At 46.4% G+C, this 17,850-nt stretch carries 16 protein-coding genes and 4 tRNA genes; 18 read left to right on the plus strand and 2 right to left on the minus strand.

Features of this window, described 5'->3' with window-relative positions; translation table 11 throughout:
* Positions 1-19 precede the first annotated feature (19 nt).
* From OM416_RS30685 to yajC, 12 genes are all read left to right on the plus strand, one after another.
* Positions 20-94: transfer RNA gene (locus OM416_RS30685), tRNA-Gly, on the plus strand.
* Between the two features lie 6 nt (positions 95-100).
* Positions 101-177: transfer RNA gene (locus tag OM416_RS30690), tRNA-Arg, on the plus strand.
* Positions 178-193: 16 nt separating this feature from the next.
* Positions 194-272 (plus strand) — tRNA-Leu (locus OM416_RS30695).
* Positions 273-279: 7 nt separating this feature from the next.
* Positions 280-353: transfer RNA gene (locus OM416_RS30700), tRNA-Pro, on the plus strand.
* Positions 354-556: 203 nt separating this feature from the next.
* Complete coding sequence (locus tag OM416_RS30705; protein ID WP_264935955.1) at positions 557-1,249, plus strand: BofC C-terminal domain-containing protein; 693 nt, start codon at positions 557-559, stop codon at positions 1,247-1,249.
* A gap of 315 nt (positions 1,250-1,564) precedes the next feature.
* Entirely contained in the window at positions 1,565-2,068 is a 504-nt protein-coding gene (ruvC, locus tag OM416_RS30710) for a crossover junction endodeoxyribonuclease RuvC (protein WP_017686765.1), read from the plus strand.
* Positions 2,065-2,679 carry a Holliday junction branch migration protein RuvA gene (ruvA, locus tag OM416_RS30715; protein ID WP_036616866.1) on the plus strand — a complete coding sequence of 205 codons (615 nt, stop codon included), beginning with the start codon at positions 2,065-2,067 and terminating at the stop codon, positions 2,677-2,679. The genes ruvC and ruvA overlap by 4 nt, the downstream gene beginning before the upstream one ends.
* A gap of 55 nt (positions 2,680-2,734) precedes the next feature.
* On the plus strand, positions 2,735-3,745 hold the full coding sequence (ruvB, locus tag OM416_RS30720) for a Holliday junction branch migration DNA helicase RuvB (protein ID WP_036616868.1): 1,011 nt from the start codon (positions 2,735-2,737) through the stop codon (positions 3,743-3,745).
* 87 nt (positions 3,746-3,832) lie between these two features.
* On the plus strand, positions 3,833-5,935 hold the full coding sequence (locus OM416_RS30725; protein ID WP_413775848.1) for a SpoIID/LytB domain-containing protein: 2,103 nt from the start codon (positions 3,833-3,835) through the stop codon (positions 5,933-5,935).
* A 7-nt stretch (positions 5,936-5,942) separates the two neighbouring features.
* A complete protein-coding gene (gene queA / locus OM416_RS30730) occupies positions 5,943-6,971 on the plus strand; it encodes a tRNA preQ1(34) S-adenosylmethionine ribosyltransferase-isomerase QueA (protein ID WP_264935963.1) in 1,029 nt (342 codons plus the stop codon).
* Positions 6,972-7,056: 85 nt separating this feature from the next.
* Positions 7,057-8,193 (plus strand): tRNA guanosine(34) transglycosylase Tgt, encoded by a 1,137-nt coding sequence (gene tgt / locus OM416_RS30735; protein WP_036616872.1) that lies wholly within the window; start codon positions 7,057-7,059, stop codon positions 8,191-8,193.
* 68 nt (positions 8,194-8,261) lie between these two features.
* The gene (gene yajC, locus OM416_RS30740; protein WP_264935965.1) at positions 8,262-8,573 is read left to right on the plus strand and encodes a preprotein translocase subunit YajC; all 312 of its coding nucleotides are present in this window, start codon (positions 8,262-8,264) and stop codon (positions 8,571-8,573) included.
* A gap of 125 nt (positions 8,574-8,698) precedes the next feature.
* Here yajC and OM416_RS30745 read toward each other — a convergent pair whose 3' ends face one another.
* Complete coding sequence (locus OM416_RS30745) at positions 8,699-9,091, minus strand: TIGR04086 family membrane protein (protein WP_264935967.1); 393 nt, start codon at positions 9,089-9,091, stop codon at positions 8,699-8,701.
* Positions 9,092-9,317: 226 nt separating this feature from the next.
* Between OM416_RS30745 and OM416_RS30750 the strand changes: the two genes are divergently transcribed.
* Positions 9,318-10,031, plus strand: a complete 714-nt coding sequence (locus OM416_RS30750; RefSeq protein ID WP_413775849.1) for a YetF domain-containing protein — start codon at positions 9,318-9,320, stop codon at positions 10,029-10,031.
* Positions 10,032-10,034: 3 nt separating this feature from the next.
* Here the strand turns inward: OM416_RS30750 and spoVB are convergent, their stop codons facing one another.
* Positions 10,035-11,657: a stage V sporulation protein B gene (gene spoVB / locus OM416_RS30755; RefSeq protein ID WP_264935971.1), complete on the minus strand. Its 1,623-nt coding sequence runs from the start codon at positions 11,655-11,657 to the stop codon at positions 10,035-10,037.
* Between the two features lie 227 nt (positions 11,658-11,884).
* On the opposite strand from spoVB, the gene OM416_RS30760 reads away from it, so the two are divergent.
* The 5 genes from OM416_RS30760 to recJ all read left to right on the plus strand — a co-directional run bounded on the left by OM416_RS30760 (position 11,885) and on the right by recJ (position 17,846).
* Complete coding sequence (locus OM416_RS30760; RefSeq protein WP_264936020.1) at positions 11,885-12,124, plus strand: post-transcriptional regulator; 240 nt, start codon at positions 11,885-11,887, stop codon at positions 12,122-12,124.
* Between the two features lie 91 nt (positions 12,125-12,215).
* Positions 12,216-13,466, plus strand: a complete 1,251-nt coding sequence (gene secD / locus OM416_RS30765) for a protein translocase subunit SecD (protein ID WP_264935973.1) — start codon at positions 12,216-12,218, stop codon at positions 13,464-13,466.
* Positions 13,456-14,364 carry a protein translocase subunit SecF gene (gene secF, locus OM416_RS30770; protein ID WP_264935975.1) on the plus strand — a complete coding sequence of 303 codons (909 nt, stop codon included), beginning with the start codon at positions 13,456-13,458 and terminating at the stop codon, positions 14,362-14,364. Before secD ends, secF begins: the two co-directional genes overlap by 11 nt.
* Before the next feature lie 73 nt (positions 14,365-14,437).
* Complete coding sequence (locus OM416_RS30775) at positions 14,438-15,397, plus strand: cation diffusion facilitator family transporter (RefSeq protein WP_264935977.1); 960 nt, start codon at positions 14,438-14,440, stop codon at positions 15,395-15,397.
* A gap of 40 nt (positions 15,398-15,437) precedes the next feature.
* Complete coding sequence (gene recJ, locus OM416_RS30780; protein WP_264935979.1) at positions 15,438-17,846, plus strand: single-stranded-DNA-specific exonuclease RecJ; 2,409 nt, start codon at positions 15,438-15,440, stop codon at positions 17,844-17,846.
* The last annotated feature ends 4 nt before the right edge of the window (positions 17,847-17,850 follow it).

A 17,850-nucleotide genomic window follows, 5' to 3' on the forward strand; every position in this document is an offset into this window, starting at 1 on the left:
ATATTTATTAGTACCGCATGCGGAAGTGGCTCAGCGGTAGAGCATCGCCTTGCCAAGGCGAGGGTCGCGGGTTCGATTCCCGTCTTCCGCTCCAATATTTGCGCCCTTAGCTCAGCTGGATAGAGCGTTTGACTACGAATCAAAAGGCCGGGAGTTCGAATCTCTCAGGGCGCGCCATTATAACTTTAAATTTGCCGGCGTGGCGGAATGGCAGACGCGCTCGACTCAAAATCGAGTGGGAAACCGTGGAGGTTCGAGTCCTCTCGCCGGTATATATAACGGGATGTAGCTCAGCTTGGTAGAGCACCTGGTTTGGGACCAGGGGGTCGCATGTTCAAATCGTGTCATCCCGATCTCGAAAAAGTACTATCTATAATTGGATAGTACTTTTTTTATGTTTATCTTTATAAGTTACGATCATTACAAGTCAGATGCTATGATGATAAGCGTTCTAACATAGTACATGCGGGTTCCCTCTCCAGACAACGAGTTAGTTTTGCATAAAGCCTCGTTCTTTAGGTCACAATAGGTTTAAAAAGTGATAGAAGGGGTTCATGTGAACACGTTTAACTTCAGAAAACAATTCAAGAGACGCTGGCGACGGTGGAAACGAACGGTATGGATGACCGCGGCTTTACTTGCAGTTACCATATTGGCTTATAGCGGGTTGCCTATCTCATCTACGATTGAACGTTTGCTCACGACTAATTTCAGTGAGGCAACTAGTGTGATGGGACCTGTTACGCAGGAAACAAGATCTGAACAGGAAATTCGGGCGCTAGTAGAGCAACTTGATGCTGATCCGGATCATTTAACGAGTGTAGTTTTGGAAACACAGTACATCTGCGGAGTGGAGACAGAGCAGTTAGGCAAGATGGCTAGACCACAGTTGAAGATGCTGCTGGCTCAACATCCGGAATGGGATGCTAGCGTTGGTGCATCCGATGAGCTGCATCTGAAGCAACGTGTAGATGACCTTTCACCGCTCTGTAAACAGCAGGCGTATATCAGCATAGATGCTGTTGGTAATCTTAATCTGTATGAGGGTAAGCCAGCAGAAGAGAAGGTCATTCGTACGTTCTTTCAGTTGGATGTTGGAACGTTGGAGAGTTCTTTGCCTGAAGGCGTACTGGAGCAATTGCAGCAGGGCATTCGGATTCAGGACAAGGATGAATATGATAGCGTAATCTCTACGTTCAGTGACTACGCAGTGGATGAAGACCATCATCTAATCCGCAATGGAGGGTAATCCAATAGTCAATAGTCCTCACCTACAGCATTAAGATGCTGAAGTACTGAAAAGATGGTGGCAATAGCAGTAACATTGGTAGTTTAGGAAACCAAGCTATAGACCCAAAAATATGTGGAATGTGATGAAGGACATCGAAGAGATGTCCTTTTTGTCGTTTGAACTGAAATACATAAAAATACGCATAAACATGTAAAAAATTCACGAATAAAGACGAGGAATAGGTTAGACAAAGTTTTTCCTGCCGCAGGGTCTATCTTTTGTTATAATGAAATGAACGATACATATGTTCGCTTTTGTGAGGGAGAGATGGTTTTGCGTTTTTTGGGAATTGACCCGGGGATTGCGATTGTTGGTTTTGGTTTTGTGGATAAAATCGGCAGTAAGGTAGTACCCGTACAATATGGATGTATTCAGACGGAAGCTCATACACCTGAAGAGGAGCGGTTGCTTCACGTATATGAAGGTATGGTGCAATTGATTGATAAATACAAACCGGACGCAGTAGCGTTGGAGAAACTTTTTTTCAATCGGAACGTTACAACAGCGATGTCTGTCAGTCAGGCTAGAGGCGTCATGGTTCTCGCTGCGGCACAGAAGGGTTTGCCTATTGCAGAGTATACGCCAATGCAGATCAAGCAGGCCGTCGTTGGGTACGGTAAAGCGGAGAAGAAGCAAGTGCAGGAGATGGTCAAAATGTTCTTGCGACTTCAAGTCGTTCCTAAGCCGGATGACGTAGCGGATGCATTGGCTGTAGCCGTGTGCCACGCACATTCTTATACATTAAATTCCAAGTTGAATGAGGTATTGCGAAAATGATTGATTTTCTAAGAGGACAGTTCATTCATGTAGAGAATGATTATATTGTGCTGGATGTTCATGGTGTGGGGTATCGCGTATTCTGTCCGAACCCATTTGCGTTTGCAAAGCAAGAAGGCGAAATTACGGTGTACACTCACCATCATGTGCGTGAGGATGCGATGTTGCTATTTGGATTTGTTACACGAGATGAACAGCGTTTATTCCGTAAACTGATTGAAGTATCTGGTATCGGTCCCAAAGTGGCGCTGGGCATACTCGCTGGAGGTACACCAGAACATGTGGTTACGGCGATTTACCAGGAGAATCTTACGTTCTTGACCAAACTTCCAGGCATCGGCAAGAAGACTGCACAACGCATGATCCTGGATCTCAAGGATAAGCTGGATAGTTTTGGCGCGGCAGCGTATGCAACAGGTTTGTTCGCTCCTCCATCGGAAGAGTCGGGAAGTGGTTCAGCCTGGGATGAGGCACGTGAAGGTCTCAAGGCACTTGGGTATACTGACAGTGAGCTTGATAAAGTATGGCTCAAATTGAAAAAGGATGTTACTACAGCGGATTCCGTTGATGTGTTGATGAAAAAGGCGCTGCAAATGCTGTTTACGGGATAACACAAATTGCATATTATAATATAGCTGTAGCCTGCAAAAAAAGGTAGGGATGAACATGGATGATCGGATTATTTCCGCGAACCTGATGATGGAGGACCAGAATGTTGAGTTGAGCCTTCGTCCACGGTATCTGAATGAATATATCGGGCAGAATCAGGTGAAGGAAAATTTAAAGATATATATTGAAGCTGCCAAATTTCGTAATGAGGCATTGGATCACGTTTTGTTATATGGACCACCTGGACTTGGTAAAACAACACTTGCCAATATTATTGCCAACGAATTGGGCGTTAACTTACGAACGACGTCGGGCCCGGCCATTGAACGCCCGGGTGATCTGGCAGCATTGTTAACCAATCTGCAGGAAGGCGACGTCCTGTTTATTGATGAGATTCATCGTTTGCATCGTACGGTTGAAGAAGTCATGTACCCCGCTATGGAAGATTCGGCATTGGATATTATGATTGGTAAAGGTCCAAGTGCACGTTCCGTTCGGCTGGATCTGCCGCCATTCACTCTGATTGGCGCTACAACGCGTGCTGGTTTGCTGTCTGCGCCACTTCGAGACCGATTTGGTGTTATTAGTCGCTTGGAATTCTATACAGTTGATGAGCTGGCTTATATCGTCTCACGCTCTACCGAAATTTTGGGTGTGGAGATTGTGGGAGATGCTGCGCAAGAGATTGCATTGCGCTCACGTGGGACACCAAGGATCGCTAACCGTTTGCTCAAACGAGTACGCGACTTTGCACAGGTACGTGGTGATGGGATTATAACGCAGACACTGGCGGAAGAAGCGCTGCAACGTCTCCAGATCGATCCACGTGGCTTGGATGACATTGACCATAAGATGCTCAAATCTATGATCAACAGCTTCCGGGGAGGCCCGGTAGGGTTGGATACCATTGCTGCTACGATTGGTGAAGAAAGTCAGACGATAGAGGATGTCTATGAACCGTATCTGCTTCAGATTGGTATGATTCAGCGTACACCAAGGGGCAGGATCGTAACAGATCTCGCTTATCATCACTTGGGTCTGCCTGTTCCACCAAGAGACGGGAAATAATCGAACCTGTTGAACATACTCATTTGAAGGTTCATCATAAACATTGAAATAATCACGTGTTAATCCGATATAAAATGAAAGAAATGCATGGAGAGGAGTCTGATTGTGGGAAAAGCAATACGAACGAAGAAGTGGAGTCGTCGATTGAAGGTACTGGCGGCAGCTCTTTTGACAGTGGGTTGTTTTCAAGTGCCTGCGTATGCAGCAGGAAATGATGGACAGACGATCCGGGTAGCCATGTTTGCGAATCTGGGTAGTACGTATAAATCAACTACACCACTCATTACGCTTGAATCGACGGGACAATGGAGCATCCAATCGGAGAGTGGCGCAAATGTAAGCCTTCCGGCAGGACAAGTCCGTTTCAGTGCAGATGGATTCCGAGTGAAGGTGTTGGAAACAGCGGACTTTAAGGCAGCATCTGCAGCAGCAAAATTGTTGCAGGCAACCGCGGATAAGCCGTTGCTGTTCACAACCACTTTAAATGGAAATGCGATCTACCAGCTATACACAGGCAACTATGCAACGGAGGCACTTGCTGGACAAGCTGTTACACGGGTACAAAAGGTAGCAGCAGCTCAATTGGCTGGTCAAAAGCCAGCTGTAACGGGAAGTAAACGCCTGTCTGCTGGAACCTATGGTTCGATTCAGGAAGCAGAGGCAGCTCAAGCCAACCTTTTATCAACAGGAGTTAGTGCTTATCCAGTCCTTCAACTGAGTGGGGGAAGTCAAGCATATGCAGTATGGGTGGGTGAAGCTTCAACGGATGCGGAATTATCCACATTGAAGAAAAGTGTGGAAGCCAAAGTTCCAGGGGTAAGTCTTTCACCTGTCAACAATAGCGCAGGGCTTATCATTCGCCAGGATGCAGGGTTAAGTACGGATGCACTTAAAACTGCTCCGCATTACACCATTGCGGGTACTGATTCCAAAGCAGTGGTACAAGGGAATGGCAATGGTATCAAAGTAGTGGAGCGTTCCCAGCGGACGTATCGCGGAGATATGGAAATCAGCATCGTGAGCGGTGATCTGGCGTTGGTCAATGTCGTTCCACTGGAACAATACCTGTACTCCGTTGTAGGGGCAGAAGTGTATTCCTCTTGGCCTGCTGAGGCTCTGAAAGTTCAAGCCGTAGCCGCTCGATCCTACGCGCTTCAACAAGGTGATCGTTTCAAAATTGCCAATGTCGTGGATACAACTCTCAGCCAAGCCTATAACGGGATTGGTTCGGAAAACGATAAAGTAACCAGCGCAGTGGATGCGACGGCTGGAGAAGTGGTCAAGAGCGGTGGTAAAATCATCGAAGCTGTGTTCTCCTCCAATGCGGGTGGACAGACTGCTCATCCTTCTGAGGTATGGAACGGCGGAGCAGGTGTGTTCACCAATGTGGTTAGCTCAGGGGATACATCAGCTCAGGCAGGATTACATACGTGGTACCATGTGCTGCTGAGTTCAGGCGTTAGCGGGTACATTCGTGAGGATAACATCAAAGAATTAACGACCAAGACTAATGCGGGACTGGCAAAAGTGACGGTAACGGCTCAGAATACCAATGTGCGTGCCATTCCGTTAATTCAATCCACCGTTGAACCTGTAGCCAAAATGAATCCAGGTAACGAAGCTGTTGTACTGGCAAAAGTAGCTCAATCCAACGACTATGCCTGGGTGAGAGGACCTTTCACGTCAGCTCAGTTGGTTAAATCTCTTCAGGGTAAAACGACAGCATCTGTTCCGGCTTCAATCTCAACCTTGGAAGTAACCAAGCGTGGACCTTCCGGAAGAGCACTTGAAGTCACTGCCAACGGACAGGCTATGACGGTGAAATATGCCGATACCTACCGCTCTGCGCTGGGTGGATTACCGAGCACTTTATTTGATATTGCAGGGACCGGAAGTTATACTGTATTAGGCGCTGACGGCAAAACAGCCAGTAAAACCGGCTCAAATGGTGCCGCTGTATTGTCTTCTTCTGGTACAGGAACGTCATCCGGTAATGCACTTGTGGTTATGAGTGGTGATGGTCAAGCAAGAGCGGTAACGCAGGGTCAGACCTACATGTTCATCGGTCAGGGTAATGGCCACGGATTGGGCTTGTCCCAATGGGGAGCCAAAGGCATGGCAGATGAAGGGTATGATTACCAGGCAATATTGAAACACTATTATCAAAATGCGACTATTGTTAAGGAATGAAACTAAAATGAATGTGAACTTATATGATTTTGAATTACCAGAGCAATTGATAGCACAGACGCCGCTGCTTGATCGCACGGCATCCCGGTTGCTTACCTTGAACAAAGATAGTGGTGAGATTAATCATCAAACGTTTCCTGATATTATCGACTTTCTGAATTCTGGCGATACATTGATTTTGAATGACACACGTGTTCTGCCAGCTCGTTTGTTTGGTACAAAAGAAGATACTGGAGCAAAAGCAGAAGTGTTATTGCTTAAAAATGTGGAAGGCGACAAGTGGGAAGCACTGGTTAAGCCGGGTAAAAAGCTGAAAGCCGGTTCGGTCATCGTATTCGGTGATGAACTTAAGGCGATCATTGAAGAAGAAGGCGAGATGGGGGCACGTATACTTACGTTTACTTATGATGGAATCTTCCAGGAGATTCTGGACCGTCTGGGCGAGATGCCGTTGCCACCTTATATCAAAGAGACATTGGATGACCGCGAACGGTATCAGACCGTGTATGCCAAGCATGAGGGATCAGCGGCTGCACCCACAGCGGGATTGCATTTTACGGATGAATTGTTGGATCAGATTCGTGCCAAAGGCGTTAATGTCGCCTTCATCACACTTCACGTAGGACTGGGAACATTCAGACCGATGTCGGTAGACGTTGTGGAAGATCATGTCATGCATGAGGAGTATTACTCCTTATCACAAGAAACAGCAGATCTGATTAACCAGACCAAAGAGAATGGACACCGCGTTTTTGCGGTTGGTACAACGAGCTGCCGGACTTTGGAAACGGTAGGGAGCAAATTCGAAGATGGATTACTGCAAGCGAGCAGCGGATGGACGAGCATTTTCATCTATCCAGGCTATTCCTTTAAAGTGATCGATGGGATGCTTACGAATTTTCATCTCCCGAAATCCACGTTAGTTATGTTGGTTAGTGCACTTGCAGGCAGAGAACACATTATGCAGGCATATGAGGAAGCCATCCAAGAGCAATATCGCTTCTTCAGCTTCGGCGATGCCATGTTGATATATTAGAAGCAATTTCATAACTCACTAATAAAGGTATTATGAAATTGCTTCATTAGAATAACGATTAACTTTTAGAGGATGATTAAAACCAATGGCAGCAATTACGTATGAACATATCAAAACTTGTAAACAATCCGGTGCACGTCTGGGGCGTGTGCATACACCTCACGGCATTATTGAGACACCGACCTTTATGCCTGTAGGTACACAGGCGACTGTCAAAACAATGAGCCCTGAAGAATTGAAAGAAATGGATGCTCAGATTATTTTGAGTAATACGTATCATCTGTTTCTGAGACCAGGACATGAGATCATTCGCGAAGCTGGCGGATTGCACAAGTTCATGAACTGGGATCGTCCAATTCTGACGGACAGCGGCGGATTTCAAGTATTTTCTCTCAGCGAGATGCGCAAAATTACGGAAGAAGGCGTTAACTTCCGCTCCCACTTGAATGGAGACAAGAAGTTCCTTTCACCTGAAGTGGCCATGGAAATCCAGAACGCACTTGGCTCCGATATTATGATGGCTTTTGATGAATGCCCACCGTATCCGGCTGAATATGAATATGTCAAAAAATCTCTCGAAAGAACGAGCCGCTGGGCGGAACGTTGTCTCGAAAGTCACGCTCGTCCGCATGATCAAGGTTTGTTTGCCATCGTACAGGGAGGCATGCATGAAGATCTTCGCCGTCAGAGCGCCGCAGATTTGACTTCCATGGATTTCCCGGGGTATGCTATTGGTGGACTGAGTGTTGGAGAACCGAAACATTTGATGTATGGTGTATTGGATTATACGTTACCTTTGTTGCCATCCAATAAACCACGTTACTTGATGGGGGTAGGTTCGCCCGATGCGTTGATTGAGGGATCAATTCGTGGAGTGGACATGTTCGACTGTGTTCTGCCAACTCGGATTGCCCGTAACGGAACAACAATGACCAGCCAAGGACGTCTGGTAGTTCGCAATGCCAAGTTTGCAACTGATTTTGGGCCACTTGACCCTGAATGTGATTGCTACACTTGTCGCAACTATTCCAGAGCTTACCTGCGTCATTTGATCAAAGCAGATGAAACATTTGGCCTGCGTTTGACGACAATCCATAATCTTCATTTCTTGCAGAATTTGATGCGTAATGTACGTAAAGCCATTATGGAAGATCGTTTGCTTGATTTCCGGGATGAATTTTTCGATCAATATGGTCTTCATGACAATGACAAAGGTTTCTGATTCAAGTTTTGCGGAAGCCGGCGTAACAAGCAATATCTGTACGTATAGTCGATAAGGGGGAGTTTTGAATGTTTCAAGGAATGCCTCTAGCAGGAGCGCAAGGCGGTGGAATCGTATCTTTGATTGTACCTTTAGTACTCATGGTTGCGATTTTCTACTTCTTAATGATTCGTCCACAGAACAAAAAGCAAAAGCAACGGAATTCCATGCTGAGCCAGTTGAAAAAAGGCGATAAAATTGTAACGATTGGTGGCCTTCACGGAACGATCGCTGAGATTACGGACGATGTGGTTGTATTGCGTGTAAACGATGTGACTAAGCTTACGTTTGACCGTAATGCAATTAGCACGGCTGTAGCTCGTGAAACGGCTGTTGAATAGTCACTGTAACATAGAATAACGAGGGTACGTTTGTGGCGTATTCCCTAGCAGAGAACCGGATCTCCATGGAGACCCGGTTCTCTTTTTTGTTTTATGAGGTAAGGTCGATGTTCTTCATTAGTCAGCTAGGAACGATGTGTATTAACGCCGAACATGCCACCAAGAGCTGAAATGAAGAAGGCGCTGAGCAGTTGTAAACTATCTTTCCAATTAAACGAAGCATCCAACGCGAGAAATCCGATTAAGAGCACGAGGAGTCCATATACGATTCCGGTAATTCCTCCGTAGTACCATCCTTTTTCACCAGAACGTTTGCCTGCCACAAATCCACCAACCAATAACGACAACCCATGAACAACATAGGTATACAACGAGAGGTCCTGTTCCCGCATTCCGCTCATCCAGAGAAAGAAGGAGAGAATTAATGCTCCGATAAACATCCATACAAAAGCCTGACAGAGGCCTGACAGAATCGGATTGGACACTCGAAACGAAACCAAGCGGCGGATCAATTGCATGAAGCAACCCCCTTGTACAAGTTTGAAGTTAATACAGTGTATGGTCAAGCCTTCGGACTTATGAACTGATTTCCATTAAATGAACGGATTATTTCTGCATGAGCATGTAAGCTTCAGGTCAAAATAGGGATTGCACTACAGCTAACTGTCAAAAACTTAGTTTCGAAGGAGGACCCCTATTGTGAACTTCCCAGATGTCGGAGCACATATCTTTCGAACCATTCTCATGTACTTTCTGGTGTATTGTGCTATTCGGGTTATGGGTAAACGTGAGATCGGTAAGCTATCCATGTTTGATCTGGTCGTGTCGATTATGCTCGCAGAGATGGCTGCCTTTGTCATTGAAGATATAAATAAACCTTTGTCTCATGGGATTGCACCCATGCTGACGGTCATCATCGTGCAAATCGGAATGGCCTTTGTCGGTTTGAAGAGTCGAAGACTTCGTTTGATGATTGATGGCAAACCTACGGTATTGATCTCCAAAGGCGTTCTTCATCGGGATGAGATGCGTAAACAGCGATATAATCTGGATGATCTGTTGCTACAACTCCGTGAACAGAATGTAGACAGTATTGGTGAGGTGGATTTCGCCATTTTGGAGACCACAGGCAAGCTGACCGTTTTTCCCAAAGATCAGAATGCTTCTAACGACAGCAGTTCTTCCGGATCTGACTCAGAAGAGTCTTCTTCCAGTAAATCCAAAACAGGAAAAAATCAAATTGATGGATTCCCCAATATTAAATATGAAGGTCTGCCACTGCCCTTAATTATGGACGGCAAGGTCCAGGATCAGAATCTGGAACTCATTCAGAAAACGAGATTTTGGCTAAAAAATCAAATTCAGCATAATGGTATCATGGATTTCAAAGATGTATTTATATGCTCCATCGACCATAACGGTAAGATTTATGTAAGTCCAAAAGATGATAAAAAATGAAAATCATTTGCCTGACCGACGCTTAAACCATGAACCTATAAAAGGAGCACGGGACAGATCGTGGAAGTCAATCATTTTGGTCCAGCCCATAACGATGAAATATACGATGAGGCCAACGAAAGGAGCGAGAAGCATCCGGACCCAGAAAGGCAATAATATGGCAGTCTCTTCGTATACAAGCAGAGTGGCTGCTCCCATAATAAACATTCCCGCCCCCGTTTTGACCCAATCCATGATCTTGAAGCGGAATTGTAGCAGGCTGCGTACGCTTTGGGCATGTAATAGAGTAACCACCGTAGAATTCACACAGATGGCGATGACTGCACCGAAGATGCCATATTCAGGCCGGGATGCGAGCATTAAAATCAACGTGATTTTGATAACAGCACCAATAAATGTATTCAGCAGTGCTTTACCTGGACGGTCGAGAGCTTGTAATGCAGCTTGAAGAGGGGCTTGAATATAAATGAACAAAGCAAAAGGAGCCATTAGCTTCAGCATGCTTCCGATCGATGCATCATTATACAGAACAAGACACATCGGTTCGGCAAGCACATACATAAACACAGAAAACGGAGCACCTGTCACAAGTGCCAAACGTAAGGCCTGATGCATTCTTTTGTGAATCAGTGCGCGATCTCCCTGAGCAGAAGCTTCAGACAGTGAAGGCACAAGTGATGTCGCGAGCGATGAGGTTAGTGCCCCCGGCAGCAGCAGCAAAGGAATAATCATACCTTGTAATGCACCATATTGTGCTGTAGCGAGCCCTTTGGATATGCCTGCCAGAGCCAGACTCTGCGCAGTAACAATGGTTTCAGCCAGATAGGATAAGGAGCCAACCAATCTACCTGCTGTAACGGGAACGGAAATTGCAAGCAGACGCCGGATTAATCCGGGCTGTGGAGTACCTGTGTCTTTCAGAACTGGGGTTACTGTGGTTAAAGGCTTGGCTGAGAGATTGGACATGTTCTGGTGATTACCTAACGGCAACTCTTTCTTCTGTCTGTTATACTTCCACAAGAGTACAAGCATACCGCCGAATTCTCCAACGAGTGCGCCCAGCATGGCACCAGCAGCAGCCTGTGCAATACCGTGGGGGAGGAGAAGCCAGGCAAACCAGATGACACAGACGATGCGAATGATGGTTTCAACAATGGATGAAATGGCAGTAGGCATCATATTTTGCTTGCCTTGGAAGTACCCTCTGTAGACAGCAGATACGGCGATAATGGCAATCATGGGGCTCATACTAACGAACGTATGGTACACCCGCTCATCAGTGAGCACGTACTTGGTAACCCAGGGTGCAAATAGGATGCACAAAAACATGAATACAACACCCAGGGTCAACGTAAAGCTTAAGCTTACTTGCAGGATTCGCTGGGGAGAATACCGATTGGCACCGGTATCAGCTTCGGCTACGAGCTTGGCTACGGCGAGCGGAATACCACCCGTAATCAATGTCACCAGTACGATAAAAAAGGGATAGCTCAATTGGTAGATGCCAACACCTTCTGCACCAATGACTCGGGGCAGCGCAATGCGCGGGATGAAACCAAGTATTCGATTAATTATGCCTGCCGCGAGCAGGATCATGGCCCCCTGGATAAATGTCTGTTTCTTCAAGACTATCCCTCTTTCCCGGTTGAAAGTACAGGCTATCAACATAAACGGGACAAAGCCGTTGTTCTTCATCCTATGCCAGTCCTTTATCTTCTCATGACAACTTGGACACGATTAACAAAAAGAACCATAATCAGCAAGAAGGAATATGATCAGGCGAAGTCGAATCATGTAATATTGATGCCGCATAAAGGCTTGGATGTACGAAGGGAGGCTCCCCGTTGGAAGAAATGAATGATGTGGAGTTGGAACGGTCAATAGAGATGCTCTGCCGTAGCAAGGCGGAAGAATTAAGGCTTGTCGGTTACGAATATGTCACCAGCAAAGATGTCTGGAATTGCGTCAGTCATAAATATGAAAAACAGGGCATTCCACCGCTTCACCAGCTGGTGAACGACATTTTGTCACTGAAAGCAACAAGCTTTATGAACTTTATGACCGTGTCTGCATACCGGGGGTCCTCTTTCTAGACGAAAGGGATCTTTTTTGTTGAAAATTGACTGCTTTTTACGGCATCGCTATAATAGGAATATTGAGAACGAAAGGGGATCTAGGAACGGCATGAAAAGAATTATCAGTTTCATTCTGGTCGTGCTTGTCACCACAGGGGTAATGGTGGGAACAAGCCCGGAGCTGCTCAAAAATATACGCTTGGGCCTTGATTTAAAGGGAGGCTACGAGATCTTATATGAAGCAGAGCCGCTCGAAGCAGGTCAACAAGTCACCAAAGCATCTTTGGTGCAAACGGCCAAAAGTCTTGAAAGCCGCGCCAATGCGCTCGGAACAAGCGAACCGGAGGTAACCACTGAAGGAAGCAACCGGATTCGATTGAAGTTGGCAGGGGTTACGGACGAGGCTGAAGTTAGAGCCAAAATGAAAGAACCAGCAGTTCTGACCTTCCGTAGTAAAGCTGAGAATGACAAAGAAGGCGAATACACTAAAATTGAGCTTCGCGGAAATGAATTTGTTGAGAATGCAGCCAAAGTTGTGTTCACTCAATTGAATGAGCCTATGATTGACATTCAAGTGAAAGACAAAGCTAAATTTTCCGAGATTACCAAACGTTTGATCGGACAGCCTCTCGCTATCTATTTGGACGATGAGTTGCTCTCTGCTCCGACCGTTAGACAACAGTTGACAGATGGTTCCGCTCAGATTTCGGGTGCCTACACACGTGACGAAGCAAATCAGCTTCGTGACACCATTAACCTGGGTGCATTGCCACTGAAACTTACAGAGAAGTATTCACAAAGTGTTGGTGCAACACTCGGTAAGCTTTCTCTGGATCAGACCATTAAAGCGGGATTGATTGGTTCCATTATTATTCTCGTGTTCATGATTGGGCTTTATCGCATTCCTGGTATTATTGCGAGTTTTGCTTTGATCACACATACGTGGCTGGTACTTGCAATCTTCTATATGGGGGAATTCGTACTTACCCTTCCGGGGATTGCAGCGTTTATCCTGGGTATAGGGATGGCGGTCGATGCCAATATCATCACGTACGAACGGATTAAAGAAGAAATGCGCAGTGGTAAGTCGATCTTGTCTTCTGTTAAAGCGGGTGGTAAACACTCCTTCCGGACAATCATTGACTCCAATATCACAACCATTATTGCTGCGGCTGTTATGTTCTTCTTGGGTACAGGTGCGGTTAAAGGGTTTGCACTCGTGCTGATTTTTGACATTGTCACCAGTATTATCACGAATATTTTCTTCTCCCGCTTCCTGTTGACCCTGCTTGTACGGGGTAACGTGTTGAAGAAGCCTAAGTACTTCGGAGTGAAGGAGAGTGAAATTCGTGCGCTTTAATTGGAATTTTGATTATATTAAAGGTAGTAAGATTGCCTATATCTTCTCGATTATTCTGACGATTACGGGGATCATCAGCATTCTGGCTTTGGGTTTGAATTACGCCGTTGATTTCCGTGCTGGATCGAATGTGGATATCTCGGTATCCAAAGCAATCACAGCGGAGCAGATTAAACCTATCGTTAAGGACATCGGCGTTGATGAGGGTGATGTTACCATTACATCGGGGGCTGACCGTGTAAATGTTCGTTTCTCCAATGAATTGGATGAGACCCAAGAGAGCAAATTTAAACAGGAATTTACCAAACTGGATGCATCAGCTTCCTATGAAGTAAATACCGTCGATCCGGAGATGGCCAAAGAATTGGAACGCAACGCGATTTACGCGGTACTCATTGCGAGTATCGGTATCATGATCTATGTTGCGATCCGATTCGAGTGGCGCTTTGGTTTGGCTGCGGTTATCGCACTCTTCCATGACGCATTTGTCGTAATAAGTGTGTTCTCCATCTTCCGTTTGGAAGTGGATCTGACCTTTATTACCGCAGTATTGACCATTGTCGGCTTCTCAATCAACGATACCATCGTTATCTTTGACCGGATTCGTGAGAATCTGCGTTTTGCCAAAAAGACAACCAAAGCCGACTTGCGTGAGGTAGTCAATCGCAGTTTGGCTCAAACGATGACACGTTCCCTGAATACAACATTCACCGTGTTTGCAGCTTCAATCTGTTTGTTCATATTTGGTGGAGAATCCATTCGCATGTTCTCGCTTGCGATGGTTATCGGAACACTGTTCGGCGCATATTCTTCAATCTATATCGCTGCTCCACTATGGTTGATGCTCAAAGGTAAACAAGTGGATAAACCAAAAACAGTAGCTAAAGAATCTAACTAAACATCTTATTGTGAAGCCGCGTCTGCCAGGCGCGGTTTTGCAACTTTATGTACAGAATTAAGGGGGAATATTCATGACCAGAGAACATATCCCATCTGCTCAGGCTGCCACATGGAGCGGTATTGCTGGTAATATGGGACTTGCGGTGATCAAGGCGGGAGTCGGTTATATGGCAAACAGCAAATCATTGCTCGCTGACGGCTTGTATTCTGCTTCTGAAGCTGGTTCTGCCCTGGCTGGTCTCTTTCCCTCAAAGTCTGTACGCCATAAGAGCAAGGCTCGCAGGGAACGGTTTAGAGAACATTCACGTGTTGCTAGACCGGGAATTTCAGTATTGTTATCTGTCCTGATCCTCATGGGTGGATTGCAGCTTGCTATCTCTGCGTTGGGTAGTCTCTCCGGGAGTGAACCGGAAGCACCTGGCAAGTCTGTACTTTTGGTGGCTGTTGCGGCTCTGGCTGTGAAGGAAGCAATTTTTCAATTTCAGTACAGATATTTCCGTAAACGAAATCAGTCTCAGGCGCTGGCCTATGCACAGCAACATCGCCGTGCACTCTACTGCTCGCTCACCGTATTAATCGGTATTATCGGTTCGATGGCTGGTGAAGAGACGGGCTTGAGCATATTGCTCTACCTGGACCCCACGGCTGCGTTGATTGCTTCCTGTTTTGTACTTCACAAGGGTTACCGAATGATTGTAGACACGGTGTATGGTTCACTTGTTCAGGAACTGGAACAGGAAGAAGCGTCCGATTTCAAAGAGACTGTACAGCGGGTATATGGCATCATTACCATTGAACATTTGGTCGCACGTGAACAGGAACATGACGTTACGATCGAGCTGGTCATTAGTGTGAATCCGAGAATCTCAATACTGGAAGCACAGGAGATTGCAAATCGAGCCAAGACACTATTGCTAACTCGGTTCAGTCATGTGAAAGAAGTACAGATTCAAGCGATACCTTATGATCCAGGTTATCCTTATAAATCCAATCATGAACTGCCCGATCACGAAGCGACATTAATTCAGTAGTGAAGCGCGGGTCCAGTAGATCAGGAAAGGAGCGTTATCATTGCTTTATTCGCAATACCGGTGGAATACACCGAATATCGATTTGGAGGCGGCTGCGGGACTCTCGCAGGCGCTTTCCGTTTCACCCCTTGTTGGACGTTTGCTTGTGAGTCGAGGAGTGCACAATGAGAAGGAGGCAGAGCGTTTTTTGCATCCTGATCTGAATCAGATGCATGATCCTTATCTGCTACTCGGCATGAATGAAGCTGTGCCTCGCATCAAGCTGGCTTTGGAGCGGGAAGAACACATTTTAATCTACGGGGATTATGACGCTGATGGCGTATCCAGTACATCGCTGATGATCCATTTGATGCGTCATCTTGGGGCTTCGTACGATATATATATTCCTCATCGCTCGAATGAAGGGTATGGGTTACACAACCATGCGTTGGATTGGGCCCATCAACAAGGCGTTACATTAATTATTACCGTGGACACCGGAATCAGTGCTGTTGAACAGATTGCCTATGCGGCAACGCTGGGCATCGAAGTCATTGTGACAGACCACCACGAACCGCCTGAAGTTTTGCCCGAAGCCTATACACTTATCAATCCAAAACTTCCGGGATGTCCGTATCCTTTTAAAGGTTTGGCAGGAGCGGGGGTAGCCTTGAAGCTGGCTCAGGCATTGATCGGGGAAGTGCCCGGTGAATGGATGGAGATTGCCGCTATTGGCACCGTTGCCGATCTGATGCCTCTGGAAGGTGAGAATCGGGTTATCGTCAGTTATGGAATTGAATCCATGCGCGGTTCACGTCTTCCCGGTGTAAGTGCATTGCTTGAAATCAGTGGTGTGGATCAGAGTCAGGTGACCTCGATTAATATTGCCTTTGCCATGGCACCGCGTATTAATGCGAGTGGACGGTTGGATCATGCCGGGAGAGCAGTGTCACTTCTCACAACCGAGAATCTGGATGAAGCTCATACGCTTGCCGGCCAGCTAGACCTATTGAATCGGGAGCGTCAGCAAGTCGTAGAGGGCATATTACAAGAAGCAACGGCACAGTTGGAACAAAAGATACAGCTTCGTTCAGGATCCGTTCCAGATGTAATCGTATTGGCTGGGGAGGGCTGGAATGTTGGAGTAGTTGGTATTGTGGCTTCCAAATTGCTGGACCGCTATTACCGACCTACACTCATTCTTGGGATCGATCCAGAGAGCGGTGTATGCAAGGGCTCTGCACGCTCCATTGAGGGCTTGGATATCTATGAGGCACTCACAGTCAATAAACACACCATGGACCATTACGGGGGACATCCAGCTGCAGCAGGTATGACCCTGCATCGGGATCAACTGGAAGAACTTGAGGCTGGCTTAAATGAGTTTGCTGCAACCGTACTGACCGATGAGGACTTTGTACCTCAGCGTCTTGCGGATGATGAATGCAGAATCAGTGATGTTCCGCTGAAAGTGATCCAGGAGATTGACAGATTGCAGCCTTTCGGGATGAGCAATCCTTCGCCACGGTTTGTATTGAGAAGTGTGACTGTGAGGGAAACCAGAACGATGGGACGAGAGAAACGCCATCTGAAACTGGTTCTGGAGCAAGATGGTCAGCAACTGGAAACGGTGGCTTTTGGTAAGGGATCGTTAGCAGAGTTCCTTCTCCCAGGTTCCGTTATTGATGTGATGGGAGAACTGTCCATCAATGAATGGAATGGGATGAGAAAACCTCAATTGATGCTTCAGGACATTCATGTTCCTCAGGTCCAAGTGTTTGATTTGCGTGGTAATGCCGAGCCATTGAGTGCAATGAAACATTTCTTGAGCTCACTTGAGGTGCATCTGCGATACAAATCAGGTTCCGTTGGAGCTATTGTTCGGAAAGAAACAGACGTTTCAGAGGGAAATTCATTGTATGAACCTTGCCTTTGGGTATATGATAGAAAGGTCGGGTTATTTCCGTGTAATGCTGCTGCACAGCATTATGGACAGGAACAAGTCCGGACGTTATTTGTGTTTGATACGCCGGAAACCCCGGAACAACTTGATGCCATGCTGGCTTTGTTCAGTGGAGCTGAAAATATCATCCTTCTACACGGATCAGGCAACCGCCGAGATCGCCTTCAGATGCCTTCCAGAGATCTCTTTAAGCGTATTTATATGCAGGTGTTGAAATGGAAAGCTGAACCCGTGGAGGAACAAGAGATTACTCCTGTGCTCAGTCGTCAGTGTGGATGTTCGCCGCGCATGATTACGATGATGTTGGATGTATTCGAAGAGTTATCCTTCATTACCCGTGATAACGGCAAAATTGCGTTTGTGGATAACCCGCCTAAGCGTGAACTAACCGCTTCACGTCACTATCAGGCGCTCGAAAACATGGCCGAGATAGAACAGGTGATGCTGGATGCGGCCACACCGCAACTGACACAATGGATGATATCCCGGATGAAGGGCGTATCTTAGATGG

It is taken from the genome of Paenibacillus sp. LS1, from assembly GCF_026013365.1.
GTDB lineage: Bacteria > Bacillota > Bacilli > Paenibacillales > Paenibacillaceae > Paenibacillus.

What these genes read in the sequence shown, in the direction of transcription:
- ruvA (WP_036616866.1), top strand. Translation starts at nt 2,065, where the DNA reads ATGATTGATTTTCTAAGAGGACAGTTCATTCATGTAGAGAATGATTAT.
- ruvB (WP_036616868.1), top strand. Translation starts at nt 2,735, where the DNA reads ATGGATGATCGGATTATTTCCGCGAACCTGATGATGGAGGACCAGAAT.
- OM416_RS30725 (WP_413775848.1), top strand. Translation starts at nt 3,833, where the DNA reads ATGGAGAGGAGTCTGATTGTGGGAAAAGCAATACGAACGAAGAAGTGG.
- queA (WP_264935963.1), top strand. Translation starts at nt 5,943, where the DNA reads ATGAATGTGAACTTATATGATTTTGAATTACCAGAGCAATTGATAGCA.
- tgt (WP_036616872.1), top strand. Translation starts at nt 7,057, where the DNA reads ATGGCAGCAATTACGTATGAACATATCAAAACTTGTAAACAATCCGGT.
- yajC (WP_264935965.1), top strand. Translation starts at nt 8,262, where the DNA reads ATGTTTCAAGGAATGCCTCTAGCAGGAGCGCAAGGCGGTGGAATCGTA.
- OM416_RS30745 (WP_264935967.1), bottom strand. Translation starts at nt 9,091, where the DNA reads ATGCAATTGATCCGCCGCTTGGTTTCGTTTCGAGTGTCCAATCCGATT.
- OM416_RS30750 (WP_413775849.1), top strand. Translation starts at nt 9,318, where the DNA reads ATGTACTTTCTGGTGTATTGTGCTATTCGGGTTATGGGTAAACGTGAG.
- OM416_RS30760 (WP_264936020.1), top strand. Translation starts at nt 11,885, where the DNA reads ATGAATGATGTGGAGTTGGAACGGTCAATAGAGATGCTCTGCCGTAGC.
- secD (WP_264935973.1), top strand. Translation starts at nt 12,216, where the DNA reads ATGAAAAGAATTATCAGTTTCATTCTGGTCGTGCTTGTCACCACAGGG.
- OM416_RS30775 (WP_264935977.1), top strand. Translation starts at nt 14,438, where the DNA reads ATGACCAGAGAACATATCCCATCTGCTCAGGCTGCCACATGGAGCGGT.